Raw genomic sequence first — 18,326 nt, forward strand, 5'->3', positions numbered from 1 at the left:
CACCGCCGCAACATCGCCGCCACTTCAGCGCTTGGGTACAATCCGCCAACACTCGCCAGTGCTTTCAGGAACGATCAAACAATGGCTTGCTTACGCCCCCTTCTACTCCTGTGCGTCGCAATCATGCTCGCAGCTTGCGCCAGCTCTCCCTCTTCGACATTGGGCGAACTGCCTCGCACACCACAGGCTTCCACCCAGCAACTGCTGGAGAAAGCCGACCAAAGCGACCCCGAACAAGCCGTGCAGCTGCGCCTGGCCGCCGCCGACCAGAGCATCCAACAGGGCAACCATGCCCAGGCTCGCAGCATTCTGGAAAAGGTTCAGCTGGATACACTGAAACCAGCGCAGCAGATCTTCGCATTGACACTGCAGGCCGAAATCGCACTAGCCGATGGCAAACCGGAACAAGCCGAGCAAGCTCTGCAGCACCCTGCGTTCGAACGCCTGGGCGAGCTACCAGTGGCGCAGCAGGTTCGTAGCCAGCTGGCGCGGGCGGAAGCGCTGGAGGCGACCGGCAAGCCCCTCGCTGCTGCGCGCGAACGGGTTTTCACTGCTCCACTCCTGAGTGGCGAGCAAGCCAGAACCAACCACGAAGCCATCTGGAAACTCATATCCGCACTTCCCGAGCAGCAACTGCAAGGCGCGGCAGATGACGATCTCGCCGGCTGGCAGTCGCTGGCGCTGTCACTGAAACGCGCCGGCACCGTTGCCCAGCAACAGCGCGCCATTGACGACTGGATTGCACAAAACCCCCAGCACCCTGCCGCAGAACAGCTCCCTGAGCCACTACAGAAACTTCGTGAGCTGGCCGATCAGCCCCTGAACAACATCGCACTGCTGCTCCCCATGGACGGCCAGCTGGCAAGCGTCGCTCGCGCCCTGCGTGACGGCTTCCTTGCGGCACACCTGCACGCGCAGCAATCCGGCCAGGCGCTGCGCATCGAGCTTTATGACAGCACCCGCATGACCTCCATCGACGAGTTCTACAGACAGGCCCAGGCTGCCGGCGTACAGCTGGTCGTGGGCCCGCTGGAAAAGGATCTGGTGCGCCAACTGGCCGAGAGGGATCAGCTGCCGATCACGACACTCGCCCTGAACTACAGTGACGCCGGCCAGAGCACCCCGCCCCAGCTGTTCCAGTTCGGCCTGGCTGCCGAGGACGAAGCCCGCGAGGTCGCCCGCCGCGCATGGGCGGACGGCCATCGCCGCGCCATCGCACTGGCTCCTCGCGGAGACTGGGGCGGGCGGATTCTGGATGCCTTCCGCCAGAGCTGGGAAGAAGCCGGCGGAACACTGGTTGCAGCCGAGCCATTGGCCGAGCCCGTGCAACTCGCCAACCAGATCGCCGATCTGCTGCAACTGCGCAATAGCGAGAGTCGTGGCGGACGGGTCAGCAGCATCACTGACGCCTCGACGAGCAACCAGCCCACTCGCCGGCAGGACGTCGACTTCCTGTTCCTGGCAGCCACTCCGCAGCAGGCCCAGCAAGTCCGACCCACCCTGATCTTCCAATATGCGGGCGACCTTCCGGTATACGCCACCTCTCACCTGCATGCGGCCAGCCACGATCGCACCCAATACCTCGACCTCGAAGGCATTCGTTTCGCAGAAACCCCTTGGCTATTGAACGACCAACTTCCATTGCGCCAGGAAGTCGAGCAGAAATGGCCGCAGGCGGGCGGCAGTTTGGGTCGACTGTACGCAATGGGTGCGGACGCCTACCTTCTCGCGCCGCGGCTGAATCAACTGCTGGCACTTCCGGATACTCAACTCGACGGCCTCTCCGGCACGCTCAGCCTGAACCCGCAGCAGCGCATCGAGCGTCAGCTTCCATGGGCCGAGTTCCGCGACGGCGAGATCCAGCGCCTGGACAACATGCAGTAATGAGCGACAGCCAGAGCAGCGGACGCTCTGCCGAAGCACTCGCGCTGCGTCACCTGTGCGATCAGGGCCTGCGCCTGCTGACGCGCAACTGGTCCTGTCGCAGCGGCGAGCTTGATCTGGTCATGCTCGACGGCGATACAGTAGTATTCGTCGAGGTCCGCTACAGGCGCTACGCCGCCTGGGGTGGCGCCCTTGAAAGCATCGATGCGCGCAAGCAGCAGAAGCTGATCAAGGCTGCCCAGCTCTTCCTGCAGAAGGAAAGCCGATGGGCCCGGAGCCCTTGTCGCTTCGACGTCGTTGCGATCACATCAGCCGGGCAGACCGAGAATCTGAACTGGATCCGCAACGCATTTGATAGCTGAACGATTCATTACGCAGCGACTGCTGCACGATGCCGCCCAGCCCTAGCGAACCGCAAGCGCATACCGGCGCGATAGCCGGAGGCGCTTGCAACCTTTAAGGTCGAACACAATGGACATGCAAACCCGAATCCGCCAACTGTTCCAGGCCAGCATCGAAACCAAGCAGCAGGCCATGGAAATCCTAGCCCCGAGCATCGAGCAGGCCGGCCAGGCGATGGTCAATGCCCTTCTTAGCGAAGGCAAGATTCTTACCTGTGGCAACGGCGGCTCCGCCGGCGACGCGCAGCATTTCTCCTCCGAACTGCTCAACCGCTTTGAGCGTGAGCGGCCGAGCCTTCCCGCCATCGCTCTGACCACCGACAGCTCGACGATCACCTCGATCGCCAACGATTACAGCTACAACGAAGTATTCTCCAAGCAGATCCGCGCCCTGGGTCAGCCAGGCGACGTATTGCTTGCGATCTCTACAAGCGGCAATTCCGCCAACGTGATCCAGGCCATCCAGGCAGCTCATGACCGGGAGATGCTGGTAGTGGCACTGACTGGACGGGACGGCGGCGGCATGGCGTCTCTGCTGCTGCCAGAAGACGTCGAAATCCGCGTACCAGCCAAGGTAACCGCCCGCATCCAGGAGGTGCACCTGCTGGCTATCCACTGCTTGTGCGACCTGATCGACAACCAATTGTTCGGAAGTGAGGAATGAACGTGCCCCGCCTGCCTGTTATCGCCCTAGGCCTGTGTCTAGCCGTCAGCGGCTGTAGTTCGGTACTAACCGCAACCCGCGACGATCCAATTGCCGATAACCGCGGCACCCGCACCATCGGCAGCAAGATCGACGACTCGCTGATCGAGACAAAGGCTGCGGTCAATATCGCCAAGGCCCATCCCGACCTTGATCAGGGCTCGCACATAGTCGTAGCGAGCTACAACGGCGTCGTACTGCTGGCCGGACAGACTCCGCGCGCAGAACTCAAGGAAACGGCCGAACGAGCTGCAGGCAGCGTGCAGCGCGTCAAGCGCGTCCACAATGAACTGCAGATCCTGCAGCCCTCCTCTGCACTGGCACGCAGCAACGACTCTTGGCTGACCACCAAGATCAAGACCCAGATGCTCGCAGATAACAGCGTGCCGGGCTCGCGGATCAAGGTGATCACCGAAAACGGCATTGTCTATCTGCTGGGCCTGGTTACCCGCCAGGAAGGCAACCGCGCAACCAACCTCGTTCAGAGCGTCAGTGGCGTGCAGCGTATCGTCAAACTGTTCGAATACATCGACTGACCGACTTTGGCGCCCGATAGGCCCGGGCGCCGCGCTCGCCTACTTGACCACCTTCAAACTCGGACGTCCGCCCGGCCGCGGCGCGTCGTCACCACCGCTCTCGCTTGGCGCATCGTCGTCCGGCGGCGTCGGCTCGATCTCAAACACCATGCCCTGCCCATTTTCCCTGGCATAGATGGCCATCACAGCAGCGGACGGCACGTTCAACGAGTGAGCAACGCCACCGAAACGCCCCTCGAAGCTGATCGCCTCATTATCCATGTGCAGGTGGCGTATCGCGCTTGGCGCAACGTTCAGCACGATCTGCCCGTCACTGGCGAACCCGGCAGGGACCTGCACGCCGGGATAATCGACGTTGACCAGCAAGTGCGGCGTGCAATCATTGTCCACGATCCACTCGTAGAGCGCTCTGACTAGATAGGGGCGACTTGAATTCATGGGAACCCTCTCTCAGCGCATGTTGCGCTCGACGGCGGAAAGACTGGCCTGAAAGGCCTCGCGGGCGAAACTGCGCTCCATATAGTCAAGCAACGGCTTGGCAGCTCGAGGCAACTCGATACCGAGTCTGGGCAAACGCCAGAGGATAGGCAACAGGCAGCAGTCGACGAGACTGATCTCGTCACTCATGAAATACGGCTTTTCCGCGAATATCGGCGACACGCCGGTCAAGCTTTCACGAAGCTCTTTGCGCGCCTGCGCGCGTTCCGGCTCAGCGGTACGCTGGTCAAGGATACGGTCGGCCAGCGAACACCAATCTCGCTGAATGCGATGAACCAGCAGGCGAGTATTCGCCCGCGCAACTGGATACACCGGCAATAAAGGGGGATGGGGGTAACGCTCTTCCAGATACTCCAGAATCACACTCGGCTCATACAGTGCCAGATCGCGATCCACCAGCGTCGGAACACTGGCATACGGGTTCACCTCGACCAGCTTGACCGGACACTGCCCCGCCTCGACGTCAAGTATGTCCACACTGACGCCTTTCTCTGCGAGCACGAGACGAACGCGATGGGAATAGTGGTCGGCGGGATCGGAGTAGCAGCCCAACCGATTGGTTGCAGCCATAGGTCCTTCCTCACTCTTTTATCTTGAAGCAGAAAAAACACGCGCGCCCAGAGGGCGCGCGCAGGGTACAGCAGTTGGAACGTGCAGCTTAGTGAACGTCTTTCCAGTACTCACGCTTGAGCAGGTAAGCGAACACGAAGAACACCGCCAGGAACAGCAGCACATAGGTACCGATGCGCTGGCTCTCCAGCTTGACCGGGTTTGCCGAATAGGCAAGGAAGGTCACCAGGTTCTTGATCTTCTCGTCATACTCGGCCTCGGAGAGCGTGCCGGTACCAGGCTCGATGACCATCTGATCGCATGCCTCTTTAGTGATCGGCGTGCCGGTCAGAGGATCAAACTGCTTGCGACCGTCTTCGACCACCTGCACCTGCTTGCAGCCCACGACGCGACGCCCCTGAAGCGGAGCCAAGACGTGCGGCATACCGACGTTCGGGAAGACCGTATTGTTGACGCCATAAGGGCGGGCCGGATCTTCGTAGAAACTGCGCATGTAGGTGTACAGCCAGTCGTTGCCGCGAACGCGAGCAACCAGGGTCAGGTCCGGCGGAGCAGCACCGAACCAGACTTTGGCGTCATCAGGCTTCATGCCGATCTTCATGTGATCGCCAAACTTGGCATCAGCAAAAACGACGTTGTCCATCATGACCTCTTCGGAAATACCGAGATCCGTGGCAACACGCTCGTAACGCTGATACTGCGCGCTATGGCAACCCATGCAATAGTTGGCGAAAGTCTTCAGACCGTCCTGCATGGCCGCTTTGTCAGTCAGGTCAATATCGACCTTGTCCAGATGAACGGCCGGGCCTGCCGCGAAGGAAAAGGCCGGCAGAATTGCAAGAATCAATGCAGCAAATTGCTTTTTCATCAGCCATCCACCCTTTGCGGAACCACTTTGGTCTTCTCGAGCTTGGTGTAGAACGGCATCAGGATGAAGTATCCGAAGTAGATAGCAGTACAGATCCGCGACACCAGAGTACGCTCAGGTGTTGGCGCCAGTACGCCCAGCACACCGAGAATGATGAAGGAAATGCAGAACGCGATCAGTGCGATCTTGCTCATCCATCCCTTGTAGCGCATGGACTTGACCGGGCTCCGGTCCAGCCAGGGCAACACGAAGAGCACTGCGATAGCCGCACCCATGGCGATAACGCCAAGCAGCTTGTCAGGCACCGCACGCAGAATCGCGTAGTACGGCGTGAAGTACCAGACTGGAGCAATGTGCTCCGGCGTCTTGAACGCATTCGCCACTTCGAAGTTGGGCTTCTCGAGGAAATAGCCACCCATCTCAGGGAAGAAGAACACGACCGCACAGAAGACGAACAGGAACACCACGACACCGACAATGTCTTTCACGGTGTAGTACGGGTGAAACGGGATGCCATCGAGCGGCACGCCATTCTCGTCCTTGGTCTTCTTGATATCGACACCCATCGGGTTGTTCGAGCCAACCTCATGCAGCGCCAGGATGTGCAGAACGACCAGGCCAAGAATGACGATTGGCAGCGCGATCACATGCAGTGCGAAGAAGCGGTTCAGCGTGATGCCGGAGATGAGGTAGTCACCGCGAATCCACTGGGTCAGGTCACCACCGATGACCGGAATGGCACCAAACAGCGAGATGATTACCTGGGCACCCCAGTAGGACATCTGCCCCCAAGGCAGCAGATAGCCCATGAAGGCCTCAGCCATGAGCGCCAGGTAAATCATCATGCCGAAGATCCACACCAGCTCGCGCGGCTTCTGATAGGAGCCGTAGAGGATCCCACGGAACATATGCAGATAGACCACGACGAAGAACGCGGACGCGCCCGTGGAGTGCAGGTAGCGGATGATCCAGCCGTACTCAACGTCGCGCATGATGTATTCGACGGAGGCGAAGGCGCCCTCAGCCGAAGGCTCGAAGCTCATGGTCAGCCAGATACCGGTAAGTATCTGATTGACCAGTACGAGCAGGGCCAGCGAACCGAAGAAATACAGGACGTTGAAGTTCTTGGGGGCGTAGTACTTCGAAAGATGGTCTTCCCACATCTTGGTCGCGGGAAAGCGGGCGTCGACCCATTCCATGAACTTGCTCATCAGGCGTTCTCCTGGTCCACACCGATGATGATTACATTATCGGTCTCGTACGAGTGCGGGGGCACCGGCAGGTTCAAGGGAGCTGGCTGCGACTTATAGACGCGACCGGCCATATCGTATTTGGAACCATGGCAAGGACAGAAATACCCACCAAGCCAATCGGCACCGAGATCGGCCGCAGCCACCTCAGGACGGAAGGACGGCGCACAGCCGAGGTGAGTACACAGACCGACCACCACGAGCAACTCGGGCTTGATCGACCGGTTCTTCGGATCGACATAAGCAGGCTGCTCGGAAGCCTTGGACTCAGGATCGGCTACCTGGCCGGCAACCTTCTCCAGATTTCCGAGGACCTCGTCGGTCCGACGCACGATAAATACCGGCTGACCGCGCCACTCGGCGACCATCTGCTGTCCCGGCTCGATCTTGCCGATATTTACCCTTACCGGCGCACCGGCAGCCTTGGCCTTGGCACTCGGGAACCACGATCCCACAAACGGGACCGCAGCACCCACCGCTCCTGCAGCGCCCACCACCGAAGTGGCGGCCACAAGGAAGCGACGCCGGCCTGCATTCACGCCGTCATTGCTCATTCAGTCGTCTCCCATCAGCTTCTTATGGCCTGCTTGACGCAGGCATGTACCACGTAAAATTGGGCCGCGAAAAATTCGCCAAATGGTAAAGAAAAGGCCTTCTTCTGACAAGGTAATAGCCTGTCACATAAGCCCTAATGCCCGGCCTTCAGGCTTTCCAGCGCGCGACACACTGTCGCACCGCCATATAAAAACGCACCCCAAAAAAAAACGCCCAGCTCCGAACGAAACTGGGCGTTTCTTTTGAAAGCGCGAATTAGCGCTTGGAGTACTGCGGACGCTTGCGCGCTTTGCGCAGACCGACCTTCTTACGTTCCACTTCACGAGCGTCGCGAGTGACGAAGCCAGCCTTACGCAGCGGGCTGCGCAGGGTTTCGTCATACGAGATCAGTGCACGAGTGATACCGTGACGAATGGCACCGGCTTGACCACTGACACCACCACCGAGAACGGTGACGTAGATGTCGAACTTCTCGACAGTCTCAGTCAGCTCCAGCGGCTGACGAACGACCATGCGGGCAGTTTCGCGACCGAAGAAGTTATCCAGCTCACGGTTGTTGATGGAGATCTTGCCAGTGCCCGGGCGCAGAAAGACGCGCGCGGTTGCAGTCTTGCGACGGCCAGTGCCGTAATTTTGAGTCGCCGACATAATGAACTATTCCGTTAAATCTTCAGTTCTTGGGGCTGCTGAGCGGTGTGCGGGTGGTTGGCACCCTTGTACACCTTCAGCTTACGATACATGTCGCGACCCAGCGGGTTCTTCGGCAGCATGCCTTTGACCGCGGTCTCGATCACACGCTCGGGCGCCTTGGCGATCAGCTTCTCGAAGCTGATCGACTTGATGCCACCCGGGAAACCGGAGTGAGAGTAGTACACCTTGTCTGTGGTCTTGGCACCAGTTACACGCACTTGCTCAGCGTTGATCACGACGATGTAATCGCCAGTATCTACGTGAGGGGTGTATTCCGGCTTGTGCTTGCCACGCAGGCGGCTAGCGATTTCGGTTGCCAGACGACCCAGGGTCTGGCCGGCAGCGTCGACGACGAACCAGTCGCGCTTGACGGTTTCCGGTTTAGCAGTAAATGTCTTCATTCGTTATAGCCTCAGGGGCCGCCCTGAAAATAAGACGGCGAATCTTACTGAATGGTGCTCGCCCTGGCAAGGCCAGAGCAGCCGGAAACAGACGCTATCGGGGGCTCGGGTCAGCGCGTCCGCCACGGCAGTGATTCGGTAGGCTAGGCATCCCCTACCTTTGGCTTGCGTCGACAGGCTAGGCATCCCCGGCGACAGGCTGCGGAATTATCCTGATTACCAGCAAAATAGCAACCGACATTTATAGTTATCGAATTCCCGCCACACCCGCTCTCAAGCAGGCACAGCCCACCAAACAGCGAGCCTCACTCCAGATATCCGCCAGCGTGACATCCAGGGCACTTCGGATACGTCGAACGCTCTCATGAGCACAAGCCGTACCGTCTTCGTTAAGCTCTTCGGCACTCAGTCTCAGATCACGCGAGGTATTGCATGGAATATCGCTCACTCGGCCGCACAAATCTGAAAGTCAGCTCACTGTGCCTCGGCACCATGACATGGGGAGAACAGAACGACCAGGCCCAGGCATTCGCCCAGATCGACCGGGCGAAGACTGCCGGCATCAACTTCATAGATACGGCCGAGATGTATCCGGTGCCGCCGCGCCCGGAAACCTACGCAACCACTGAGCAATACATAGGAAATTACCTCCAGAGCCGGGGCAACAGAGCCGACTGGATCATAGCCACGAAGATCGCGGGACCCGGCAACGGCATTACGCACATTCGCGACGGTCAACCCAAATTCAATCGCGAACAGATCCGCACCGCGCTCGATAACAGCCTTCGGCGCCTGCAGACCGACTGGATCGACCTGTACCAGCTGCATTGGCCGGAACGCAGCACCAACTTTTTCGGGCAGCTGGGCTACCGACATCAAGAAGGCGACTTCACTCCACTGGAAGAAACTCTCGAAGCGCTCGATGCCGAAGTCAAAGCGGGCAGAATCCGCCACATCGGCCTGTCCAACGAAACGCCGTGGGGCGCGATGAAATACCTGCAATTAGCCGAAGCTCGCGGCTTGCCGCGTTCGGTTTCGATACAGAACCCCTATAACCTGCTCAATCGCAGTTTCGAGGTTGGCCTGGCGGAAATCAGCATCCGTGAACAATGCGGCCTACTCGCGTACTCACCACTGGCATTCGGCATGCTCAGCGGCAAATACGAGAACGGCGCTCGCCCTGCCAGCGCGCGCCTCACGCTCTTTCAACGCTTCGCGCGTTATAACAGCCCCCAGGCCAAAGCCGCATGCTCTCGGTACGTTAAACTGGCTCGCGAGCATGGACTGGATCCAGCGCAGATGGCGCTTGCCTACGTCACAGCGCAACCCTTCGTCACCAGCAATATCATCGGCGCGACATCACTAGAGCAACTTGAGTCGAATATCAGTAGCGCCGAAATTACGCTCTCGAGTGAAGTGCTAGCCGCAATTGAAGCAATCCACACAGAACAGCCGAATCCAGCCCCCTAAGCCCCTTCACGAAGCGCCGACTACTGCGCACCGGCAACAACGAGCACAAAGGAAATCACTAGCATGATCGCCGCCCACCTGCTTGCTCCATCCAGCCTGCTGGCAGGCTGGATAATCTATGTGATCGCGCTGTTATGGGCGACCTGGCGAGCTCCCTGGGTCGAGCTCTTCAGTGATACTCGCCGTCAGCACTTGCTGTTCGGCGCAATGCTTTCGATCTTTCTGCTCTGGCTGGTGCGAAGGGACTTCGATTCGGGCCTTTCATTCCACTTCATCGGGCTGACAGCCGTCACCTTGCTACTGGACTGGCCACTGGCAATCATCGCCGCCCTCATCGCCCAGGTCGGCCTGACACTGACAGGTCATCAACAAGTTGCAGCCCTGGGCATGAACGGCATCCTGCTGGTACTGATCCCAGTGCTAGTCACGGTTGTATGCGCGCGACTCGTAGAACGCGCCCAACCCCGCAACCTGTTCGTCTTCATTTTCTTCGCTGGATTCTTTCCAGCGGCGCTCGCAGCATTGGCGTGCATCCTGGCATCGCTCGGCGTACTGCTACTAGATGGTCGCTACCCGATGCCGCCTTGGCTGGCGGATTTTGCCGGCTACCTATGGCTGGTCATGTTCCCCGAAGCCTTCATCAACGGCACAGCGATTACCGCCCTGGTGGTTTTCTACCCGGACTGGATGGAAAGTTTCAATCAAAGCCGCTATCTGCAGGCGCCATGGAAAGAAGACAAGTAGCGTCAAAGCGCTAGTGCTCGCGCGGAGGCATGTCACCGGAGAACAGATCATCCTCCAGCTCATTGCCCGGAATCGCGTGCGCTTCCGACGCCCAAGCACCAAGATCAATAAGCTTGCAACGATCGGAACAGAACGGCCGGCTTGGGCTTTGCGCCCCCCACTCTACCGACGCTCCACACGTCGGACACTCAACTATCGCAGCGGTCATACCTGCCCTCCTCGTAACTTCAAATAAAAGCGGTGCAATCGCTCGACCTCCGCCCCTAGCCACGACAGATCTCGATCATTTACCAGCACATCATCGGCATGTTGCAGGCGCGCTTCACGACGGGCCTGCGCCTTGAGAATCGCCCGCACGTGCTCCTCACTGACTTGATCACGTGCCATCGTGCGCGCAACCTGGAGTGACACAGGGACGTCTACAACCAGCACACGATTGACCTGACGGTACTGCCCTGACTCGATCAGCAGCGGAGAAGCCATGATGGCGTAAGGCGACTCGGCCAAGGCAAGATGCCTGGCGATCTCAGCTCGAATCAGAGGATGCAGCAGCTGTTCCAGCCACTGCCTGTCGGCCGGGTTATCGAATATACGCTCACGCAGCCCTTTTCGATCCAGAGCGCCGTCCGCGAGCAAGATGCCTGAGCCGAAGCGCTCGGCAATCTGCAGCAAGGCTGGCCGCCCGGGCTCGACCACCCAGCGCGCCGCCTGATCGGCATCGACGACATGTACACCCAGACTGGCGAAGCGATCCAGCACCGCGGTCTTGCCACTACCAATGCCGCCAGTCAACCCGAGAATCCAGGGCTCCATCGCAACCACACCCAGACTAAAAACAGGACGCGCAGTAGTAACCACTCAGCCTGCGAAGCGCAAGCCCAGAACGTCTTTCGTTAAGAGTACAAGTCGGCGGAACGGCTTTCGACTCAGCAATGGTGTCCGACTTAGAAGCGCGCGAAATGGAGATAGCTCTCGGTGATCCAGTCACCCCAAAGCAACGCGATCCAGCCGGCGATCGCCAAGTAGGGACCGAAAGGGATGGGCGTGCTGCTCTCGGCGCGCTGCACCCGCAACAGGATTGTGCCAAGAACAGCCCCAACCACCGATGACAATAGGATGGTAAGGGGTAACACCTGCCAGCCACCCCAAGCTCCTAACATCGCAAGCAGTTTGAAATCGCCATAGCCCATACCTTCTTTGCCGGTGGCCAGCTTGAACAGCCAATAAACCGACCACAGGCTCAGATATCCCGCTACCGCTCCCCACAGTGCACTTTCAAGCGATACGAACAAACCGAAGCTGTTCAGGATGAGACCAAGCCACAACAACGGCAGAACCAGCGAATCGGGCAGCAACTGGTGATCGATATCGATCATGCTCATCGCCACCAATCCCCAGGTCAGCAACAGCATTGCTCCTGCCTCCCAGGTGAAACCGAAATGCCAAGCGACATAGCCAGAAAGCAGGCCGCACGCCAACTCCACGAGGGGATAGCGACCACTGATCGGTGCCTGGCATGACGAACACTTGCCACGCAAGGCCAGCCAGCTGACTAAGGGGATATTCTCCCAAGAGCGAATCTGATGATCACAGTGCGGGCACCGCGAACTTGGCAGCAGCAGATTGAAGCGCTCACGGATCGGCTCCGGCGGGCACTCGAGATACTCAAGCGCCTGCGCGCGCCACTCACGCTGCATCATGATCGGCAGGCGATAAATCACGACGTTGAGGAAGCTGCCGATCAACAAGCCCAGCAATGCAGCGGACAAAACAAAGGCCAGCACGTGGCTGGCCAGATAATCGATCAACATCATAATCAGACGACGGCACCCAGCTGGAAAATCGGGAGATACATGGCAATGATCAAACCGCCGACCAGCACACCAAGCACCGCCATGATCATTGGCTCCATCAGAGCAGTCAGCCCGTCGACCATATTGTCGACTTCGTCTTCATAGAAGGTCGCCACTTTAGCCAACATTTCATCGAGAGAGCCGGACTCTTCGCCGATCGCAGTCATCTGGATAGCCATGCTCGGAAAGGTGCCGGTCGTGCGCATAGAAAAGTTGAGCTGCATACCACTCGAAACGTCGCCCTTCACTTTCATTGTTGCATTGCGGAACACCACATTGCCCGTTGCTCCAGCGACCGAATCCAACGCATCTACCAATGGCACGCCTGCGGCAAAGGTCGTAGCTAAGGTGCGCGCGAAACGCGCAACAGCAGATTTATAGAGAATATCTCCGACAATCGGCATCTTAAGAAGAAACCTGTCAAACGAGTTACGAAAGCGCTCGGACTTGCCGTGAGCAGTCTTGAAGGCATAGGCAGCACCGACCAACGCCAGCAAAACCAGATGCCACCAAGCCTGAAGCGCTTCGGATATGCCAATCACAAACAATGTGAATGCCGGAAGCTCTGCACCGAAGTTCGAGAATACATCCTGAAACTGTGGAACCACCTTGATCAGCAGGATCGCCGAAACGACGATTGCAACCAGCACCACGGCAATGGGGTAATTCATCGCCTTCTTGATCTTGGCTTTCAGAGCTTCAGTCTTTTCCTTGTACGTCGCCACCCGATCAAGCAGCGTTTCCAGCGAACCGGATTGCTCACCGGAATCCACTAAGTTGCAATACAGATCATCGAAGTATTGAGGCTTCTTACGAAGGGCGGTTGCGAAACTATTCCCTGCCGCGACGTCCTGTTTTAGATCATCCACCAGCTTTCGCATATTCGGATTGTCAAAGCCTTCCCCGATAATGTCGAACGACTGCAGAAGCGGCACACCCGCCTTCATCATGGTTGCCATCTGGCGAGTGAACAAGGCGATGTCCATCGGCTTGATCTTCTTGCCAGCACCGAACAATGAGACCGACTTCTTACGCACCTTCTGCGGGTTGACACCCTGTTTGCGCAGCTGCGCTTTCACCAGCGCGGGACTGACGCCACTGAGCTCGCCCTTTATCTTCGCGCCTTGCTTGTTGGTACCTTCCCAGGTGAAGACACTGGTTTTAATCGCTTTCTGCGCCATGTTAGTCCTTGGTCACCCGGTTCACTTCTTCCAGGCTGGTCACGCCCTGCATGGCCTTCACTAGGGCCGATGTACGCAGATCGTTGAAGCCGTCTTTACGCATCTGGGTGGAAATATCAATGGAGTTGCCGTCTTCCATGATAATCCTGGCCAGTGCCGGCGTGTTTTTAACCACTTCATAAATACCGACACGACCTTTGTAACCGCCTTTGCAATTATCGCAGCCGACCGGACCATAGATTTTGAACGTCCCGATCTTGTCGGCAGGGAAGCCCTCTTCCAACAGCGCCTCGCGCGGCAGATCGATCTCCTTCTTGCAACTGTTGCAAAGCTTGCGTGCCAGTCGCTGCGCGATGATCAGGTTGACCGAGGTCGCGATATTGAACGCGGCCACCCCCATGTTGCGAAGACGGGTCAGGGTTTCCGCGGCGCTGTTGGTGTGTAGCGTCGACATGACCATGTGGCCCGTCTGCGCCGCCTTGATGGCAATCTCAGCGGTCTCCAGATCGCGGATCTCACCGACCATGATGATGTCTGGATCCTGACGTAGAAACGCGCGCAACGCCTGGGAGAAGTCCATCCCCTGACGAGGATTGACGTTGACCTGGTTGATGCCCTCGAGATTGATTTCCACCGGATCTTCGGCAGTAGATATATTCACGTCCACCGTATTGAGAATATTTAGGCCGGTGTAGAGAGAAACCGTCTTACCAGAGCCGGTCGGGCCGGTAACCAAAATCATGCCCTGTGGTTGCTTCAGGGCATTCATATAGAGCTCTTTCTGATCCTCTTCATAACCCAATGCATCGATGCCCATCTGCGCACTGGACGGATCGAGAATTCGCATCACGATCTTCTCCCCCCAGAGCGTGGGTAGCGTATTGACGCGAAAATCGATGGCCTTGTTCTTGGACAGCTTCATCTTGATGCGACCATCCTGCGGCTTGCGGCGCTCGGAAATATCCAGCCCCGCCATCACCTTGAGGCGCGCAGAAATCCTCGGCGCTAGCTGTATTGGCGGACGCGCCACCTCATGCAGGATGCCATCAGTACGCAGCCGTACCCGATAGGCTTTCTCGTACGGTTCGAAATGAAGGTCAGATGAGCCTCCACGAATGGCATCAAGCAGCATCTTGTTGACGAAACGAACCACTGGCGCATCATCTGCGGCCTCGCCCGTTTCATCGCCCTTAGCATCATCACTGACCGACTCGACGTCCACGCCATCCAGGTCAACATCGCCGAGATCCTCCAGCCCGGTAGCACCGTTGTCGTAAAGCTTTTCGATTGCCTCACCGAGCTTGTCGTCCTCTACCAAGACCGGCTCGATCGAAAGCCCGGTACTGAACTGGATATCGGCAATGGACTGATGATTCGCTGGGTCAGAAATAGCGACGAACAACTTGGTTCCACGCTTGGAAAGGGGGAGCACGCGATGCTGTTTGGCAAGCTTCTCACTGATCAGATCCTTGGGCAGTACCTCCTTATCCAGGGCGCCCAGGTCCATCAATGCGACGCCAAACTGCTCAGACGCAAGCTCGGCTATGACGCGCCCCTTGACCAGCCTGTTCTGAACAACATAGGTAACGAAAGGCGTTTTGCTGCGAAGCGCTTGTGCTTGGGCCTGCTGCGCAGTTCTCTCGTCTAGCACCCCGGCACCGACCACCTGTCGTGCCAGTCCGGATAGAGAAATGTTTTCGCTCATAAGGGTCTCGCCTAGTTCCAAGCCCGCCTTATAGCGCGAAAGCCTTCCACTGCAAACATGCGGAACGTAGCGTGACGCTATTGGTCACATAGCGCCCGTAAAAAACATGCATACCAAAACGAACGCAAGAAACTCTTTCGCCTGTTCCAATGCCGCTGCCGCCGTCAAGTAATAGTAAGAACATATCGCCACGCACCGGGCATCGTTTAACGGACGCACGTCACAATATTTCCTGATCCGCGCAACGTGGAAGACACATGGCACGCTAGCTGCTTAGTCCTGGCAGGCTCAAAGCCTTAACACTCAAAAGGAGATTCAAATGAAAGCTCAGATGCAGAAGGGTTTTACTCTTATCGAACTGATGATTGTCGTCGCGATCATTGGCATCCTGGCAGCGATTGCACTTCCGGCCTATCAAGACTACACCGCTCGCGCACAAGCAACTGAAGGGCTTTCTGCCACTGCAGGCGTGCGAGCAGAAATCGCTAGCCAACTGGCAGTCGATGGCGCAGTTCCTGGCGCTGGTTCGCAAGCAGATACTGACGCGCAAGCGTTGGCAGGCAATTATTTTGCTGCAGGCGGTGCAACTGTTGGTGCTAACGGGCAAATCTCGGTCGTTTTTAACGCCGGTACGCTTTCTGGCCAAACGATGACTATCACCCCGACAGTTGATGCTACCTCGAACCAGATCCAAGGCTGGACCTGCGCTGGCTTGACAAATACTTCTCATATTCCGTCGGGCTGCCGTTAATCCCTGCAGCGCTGCGGGTATTGCACAAGGCTGCATAACGCTCGCATATCAAACAGAACCCCGCCTATCCGGCGGGGTTTTGTTTTTGTGTATCGACGAAACCTGCACCATCAGTGTTCAATGTCCACCAGACAGACACCGCTGCGAGCCCCCTCACAGCGGGCTGCACACCCTGCAGGGTTTCGTCGTCAGCGCCAATGAGGGCGACGTTCTTCCATGCAGCGCAACGGACTCATATACCTCGAACGTCGATCCCTTTGCTCGCCTAATCAGCCATGTCGGCAAGGCATCGTAGCGGCTAGTTGTCTTGCCGAAACAAAAACGCCCTGCATTGGCAGGGCGTTTTCATTCACCGGGCGGGGCGCTTAGATCGCTCCGCGCTTACGCAGCAGCTCGATCACCTGCTTGGCGCCCTCTTCCACCCTCAGCGATTCGCTGTCGACCACCAGATCCGCCCCCAGCGGCACATCGTACGGAAAAGACTCACCCGGAATGTTATCCCCACCGGCCGCATACAACCCCTGCGGATCGCGCTGGCGGCAGGCTTGCGGGGAGGCCTGGACGTAGACGGTGATCAGGCGCTCAGCGCCGATCAATGCCTTGGCCTGTTCACGCCCTTCGGCGTCTGGTGCGACGAACGCGGCCAGGGTGATCAGGCCCGCTTCGTTGAACTGACGTGCGACATGGGCGGCGCGGCGCCAGTTCTCGGTACGGCCGGCGCGGTCCTGCGGTAGGCCTTTGTTCAGGTCGTGGCGCAGGTTCTGGCCATCGAGCACGTAAACTGCGCGGCCCATATCGAACAGCTTGCGCTCCACCGCATAAGCCAGCGTGCTCTTGCCGGCGCCGGAAAGGCCGGTAAACAGTACGGTCGCCGGTTGTTGGCCAAAGCGAGTGGCGCGCTCTTCGGTAGAGACGTGGGCCAGCGCACCATGATGACCGCCCGCCCCCTGGGCAACCGGTTCGGCGATGATCATGCCGGCGCCGACGGTGCCATTGGTGAGGCGATCAATGACGATAAAGGCACCGGTGGTGCGGTTCTGCGCGTAGCCATCGAGCGCGATAGGCGCATCCAGGCTGACCTTGACCTTACCGATTTCGTTGAGCTGCAAGCTGCTAGCAGCGCCCTTCTCCAGCGTATTCACATCCACCTTGTGGGCGATACTGGCGATAGAGGCCGGCACGTAGCTGGTAGCGCGCTTGATATCGTATTTCTTGCCCGGCAGCATCGGCTCTTCGCCCATCCACACCAGCATTGCCTCGAAGCTGTCGGCAATACGCGGGCGACTGTCCGCATGTACCAGCATGTCGCCGCGCGAGACATCGATCTCGTCTTCCAGCGTCAGGGTGACGGCTTCACCCGGCGTCGCCTGCTCGAGCTCGCCATCGAAGGTGACGATGGACTTCACCCGGCTGGTCTTGCCGGACGGTAGCACAGCGATTTCGTCACCCTTGCGCACGATACCGCTGGCCAGGGTGCCGGCGAAGCCACGGAAGTTCAGATTCGGGCGGTTGACGTACTGCACCGGGAAGCGCAGGTCATCGAAGTTACGGTCGCCGGCGATCTCGACGCTCTCGAGAATCTCCATCAGCGACTGCCCCTCATACCAAGGCGCACGTTCGCTGCGATTGACCACGTTGTCGCCCTTCAGCGCCGACATCGGCACGAAGTGCAGAGACGACGGCTTGAGTTCGATGCGATCGGCAAATGCCAGGTAGTCGGCCTTGATCTTCTCGAACACGTCCTGATCGAAGTTCATCAGGTCCATCTTGTTGATGGCGACGACGATATGCTTGATGCCCAGCAACGAGGTGATGAAGCTGTGGCGCTTGGTCTGGGTCTGCACCCCGTAGCGGGCATCTACCAGGATGATCGCGAGGTCGCAGGTGGACGCGCCGGTGGCCATGTTGCGCGTGTACTGCTCATGGCCGGGGGTGTCGGCAATGATGAACTTGCGCTTGGCGGTACTGAAATAACGGTAGGCAACGTCGATGGTGATGCCCTGCTCGCGCTCGGCCTGCAGCCCATCGACCAGCAGCGCCAGATCGACGTCTTCGCCAGTGGTACCGACCTTCTTGGAGTCGCGGGTGATCGCTTCGAGATGGTCCTCGTAGATCATCTTCGAATCGTGCAGCAGGCGGCCGATCAGGGTGCTCTTGCCGTCATCGACGTTGCCGCAGGTCAGAAAACGCAGGAGTTCCTTGCGCTCGTGTTGCGCCAGGTAGGCGAGGATGTCCTCGCTGATCAGTTCGGATTGATGACTCATGA

20 protein-coding genes are annotated in these 18,326 nt (G+C 58.4%); 7 read left to right on the top strand and 13 right to left on the bottom strand.

Translation table 11 applies throughout. From position 1 onward, the window contains the following. Positions 1 to 81: 81 nt before the first annotated feature. The 4 genes from LLJ08_RS15820 to LLJ08_RS15835 all read left to right on the top strand — a co-directional run bounded on the left by LLJ08_RS15820 (position 82) and on the right by LLJ08_RS15835 (position 3,524). Positions 82 to 1,884 (top strand): penicillin-binding protein activator, encoded by a 1,803-nt coding sequence (locus LLJ08_RS15820; protein WP_031297484.1) that lies wholly within the window; start codon positions 82 to 84, stop codon positions 1,882 to 1,884. After that, positions 1,884 to 2,246, top strand: a complete 363-nt coding sequence (locus LLJ08_RS15825; protein ID WP_014821349.1) for a YraN family protein — start codon at positions 1,884 to 1,886, stop codon at positions 2,244 to 2,246. The genes LLJ08_RS15820 and LLJ08_RS15825 overlap by 1 nt, the downstream gene beginning before the upstream one ends. 109 nt (positions 2,247 to 2,355) lie before the next feature. Continuing rightward, positions 2,356 to 2,949 (top strand): phosphoheptose isomerase, encoded by a 594-nt coding sequence (locus LLJ08_RS15830; protein WP_102831995.1) that lies wholly within the window; start codon positions 2,356 to 2,358, stop codon positions 2,947 to 2,949. Beyond that, the gene (locus LLJ08_RS15835) at positions 2,946 to 3,524 is read left to right on the top strand and encodes a BON domain-containing protein (RefSeq protein ID WP_014821351.1); all 579 of its coding nucleotides are present in this window, start codon (positions 2,946 to 2,948) and stop codon (positions 3,522 to 3,524) included. The genes LLJ08_RS15830 and LLJ08_RS15835 overlap by 4 nt, the downstream gene beginning before the upstream one ends. Positions 3,525 to 3,563: 39 nt before the next feature. Here LLJ08_RS15835 and LLJ08_RS15840 read toward each other — a convergent pair whose 3' ends face one another. From LLJ08_RS15840 to rplM, 7 genes are all read right to left on the bottom strand, one after another. Beyond that, positions 3,564 to 3,962 carry a ClpXP protease specificity-enhancing factor gene (locus LLJ08_RS15840; RefSeq protein WP_003302790.1) on the bottom strand — a complete coding sequence of 133 codons (399 nt, stop codon included), beginning with the start codon at positions 3,960 to 3,962 and terminating at the stop codon, positions 3,564 to 3,566. A 12-nt stretch (positions 3,963 to 3,974) separates the two neighbouring features. Next, positions 3,975 to 4,592, bottom strand: a complete 618-nt coding sequence (locus tag LLJ08_RS15845) for a glutathione S-transferase N-terminal domain-containing protein (protein ID WP_228207444.1) — start codon at positions 4,590 to 4,592, stop codon at positions 3,975 to 3,977. Between the two features lie 88 nt (positions 4,593 to 4,680). Next, a complete protein-coding gene (locus LLJ08_RS15850) occupies positions 4,681 to 5,460 on the bottom strand; it encodes a cytochrome c1 (protein WP_228207445.1) in 780 nt (259 codons plus the stop codon). Further along, positions 5,460 to 6,671, bottom strand: a complete 1,212-nt coding sequence (locus LLJ08_RS15855) for a cytochrome b (RefSeq protein WP_041014823.1) — start codon at positions 6,669 to 6,671, stop codon at positions 5,460 to 5,462. Before LLJ08_RS15855 ends, LLJ08_RS15850 begins: the two co-directional genes overlap by 1 nt. Continuing rightward, positions 6,671 to 7,264 (bottom strand): ubiquinol-cytochrome c reductase iron-sulfur subunit, encoded by a 594-nt coding sequence (gene petA, locus LLJ08_RS15860; RefSeq protein WP_003302796.1) that lies wholly within the window; start codon positions 7,262 to 7,264, stop codon positions 6,671 to 6,673. Before petA ends, LLJ08_RS15855 begins: the two co-directional genes overlap by 1 nt. A 256-nt stretch (positions 7,265 to 7,520) precedes the next feature. Beyond that, positions 7,521 to 7,913, bottom strand: a complete 393-nt coding sequence (rpsI, locus tag LLJ08_RS15865) for a 30S ribosomal protein S9 (RefSeq protein WP_003302797.1) — start codon at positions 7,911 to 7,913, stop codon at positions 7,521 to 7,523. A 14-nt stretch (positions 7,914 to 7,927) separates the two neighbouring features. Next, entirely contained in the window at positions 7,928 to 8,356 is a 429-nt protein-coding gene (gene rplM, locus LLJ08_RS15870) for a 50S ribosomal protein L13 (protein ID WP_003302798.1), read from the bottom strand. A gap of 432 nt (positions 8,357 to 8,788) precedes the next feature. Here rplM and LLJ08_RS15875 point away from each other — a divergent pair, with 432 nt between their 5' ends. Both LLJ08_RS15875 and LLJ08_RS15880 read left to right on the top strand, forming a co-directional pair. Further along, a complete protein-coding gene (locus LLJ08_RS15875) occupies positions 8,789 to 9,826 on the top strand; it encodes an NADP(H)-dependent aldo-keto reductase (RefSeq protein ID WP_179484720.1) in 1,038 nt (345 codons plus the stop codon). Between the two features lie 63 nt (positions 9,827 to 9,889). Then, entirely contained in the window at positions 9,890 to 10,570 is a 681-nt protein-coding gene (locus LLJ08_RS15880) for an energy-coupling factor ABC transporter permease (protein WP_042928463.1), read from the top strand. Positions 10,571 to 10,580: 10 nt separating this feature from the next. Here LLJ08_RS15880 and yacG read toward each other — a convergent pair whose 3' ends face one another. The 5 genes from yacG to pilB form a co-directional block, all read right to left on the bottom strand. Continuing rightward, positions 10,581 to 10,778: a DNA gyrase inhibitor YacG gene (gene yacG, locus LLJ08_RS15885; protein WP_179484721.1), complete on the bottom strand. Its 198-nt coding sequence runs from the start codon at positions 10,776 to 10,778 to the stop codon at positions 10,581 to 10,583. Beyond that, positions 10,775 to 11,383, bottom strand: coding sequence for a dephospho-CoA kinase (gene coaE / locus LLJ08_RS15890; protein WP_179484722.1), 609 nt, complete (start codon positions 11,381 to 11,383; stop codon positions 10,775 to 10,777). Before coaE ends, yacG begins: the two co-directional genes overlap by 4 nt. Positions 11,384 to 11,514: 131 nt before the next feature. Further along, the gene (locus LLJ08_RS15895; RefSeq protein ID WP_179484723.1) at positions 11,515 to 12,384 is read right to left on the bottom strand and encodes a prepilin peptidase; all 870 of its coding nucleotides are present in this window, start codon (positions 12,382 to 12,384) and stop codon (positions 11,515 to 11,517) included. Positions 12,385 to 12,386: 2 nt separating this feature from the next. Then, a complete protein-coding gene (locus LLJ08_RS15900) occupies positions 12,387 to 13,604 on the bottom strand; it encodes a type II secretion system F family protein (RefSeq protein WP_179484724.1) in 1,218 nt (405 codons plus the stop codon). A gap of 1 nt (position 13,605) precedes the next feature. Next, complete coding sequence (gene pilB, locus LLJ08_RS15905) at positions 13,606 to 15,309, bottom strand: type IV-A pilus assembly ATPase PilB (protein WP_179484725.1); 1,704 nt, start codon at positions 15,307 to 15,309, stop codon at positions 13,606 to 13,608. A 319-nt stretch (positions 15,310 to 15,628) separates the two neighbouring features. On the opposite strand from pilB, the gene LLJ08_RS15915 reads away from it, so the two are divergent. Then, complete coding sequence (locus LLJ08_RS15915; RefSeq protein WP_179484726.1) at positions 15,629 to 16,060, top strand: pilin; 432 nt, start codon at positions 15,629 to 15,631, stop codon at positions 16,058 to 16,060. Positions 16,061 to 16,425: 365 nt separating this feature from the next. Here LLJ08_RS15915 and cysN read toward each other — a convergent pair whose 3' ends face one another. Then, complete coding sequence (cysN, locus tag LLJ08_RS15920; RefSeq protein ID WP_228207446.1) at positions 16,426 to 18,324, bottom strand: sulfate adenylyltransferase subunit CysN; 1,899 nt, start codon at positions 18,322 to 18,324, stop codon at positions 16,426 to 16,428. Positions 18,325 to 18,326: the final 2 nt, after the last annotated feature.

It is taken from the genome of Stutzerimonas chloritidismutans (genome assembly GCF_020783375.1).
In the GTDB taxonomy this organism is placed as follows: domain Bacteria; phylum Pseudomonadota; class Gammaproteobacteria; order Pseudomonadales; family Pseudomonadaceae; genus Stutzerimonas; species Stutzerimonas kunmingensis.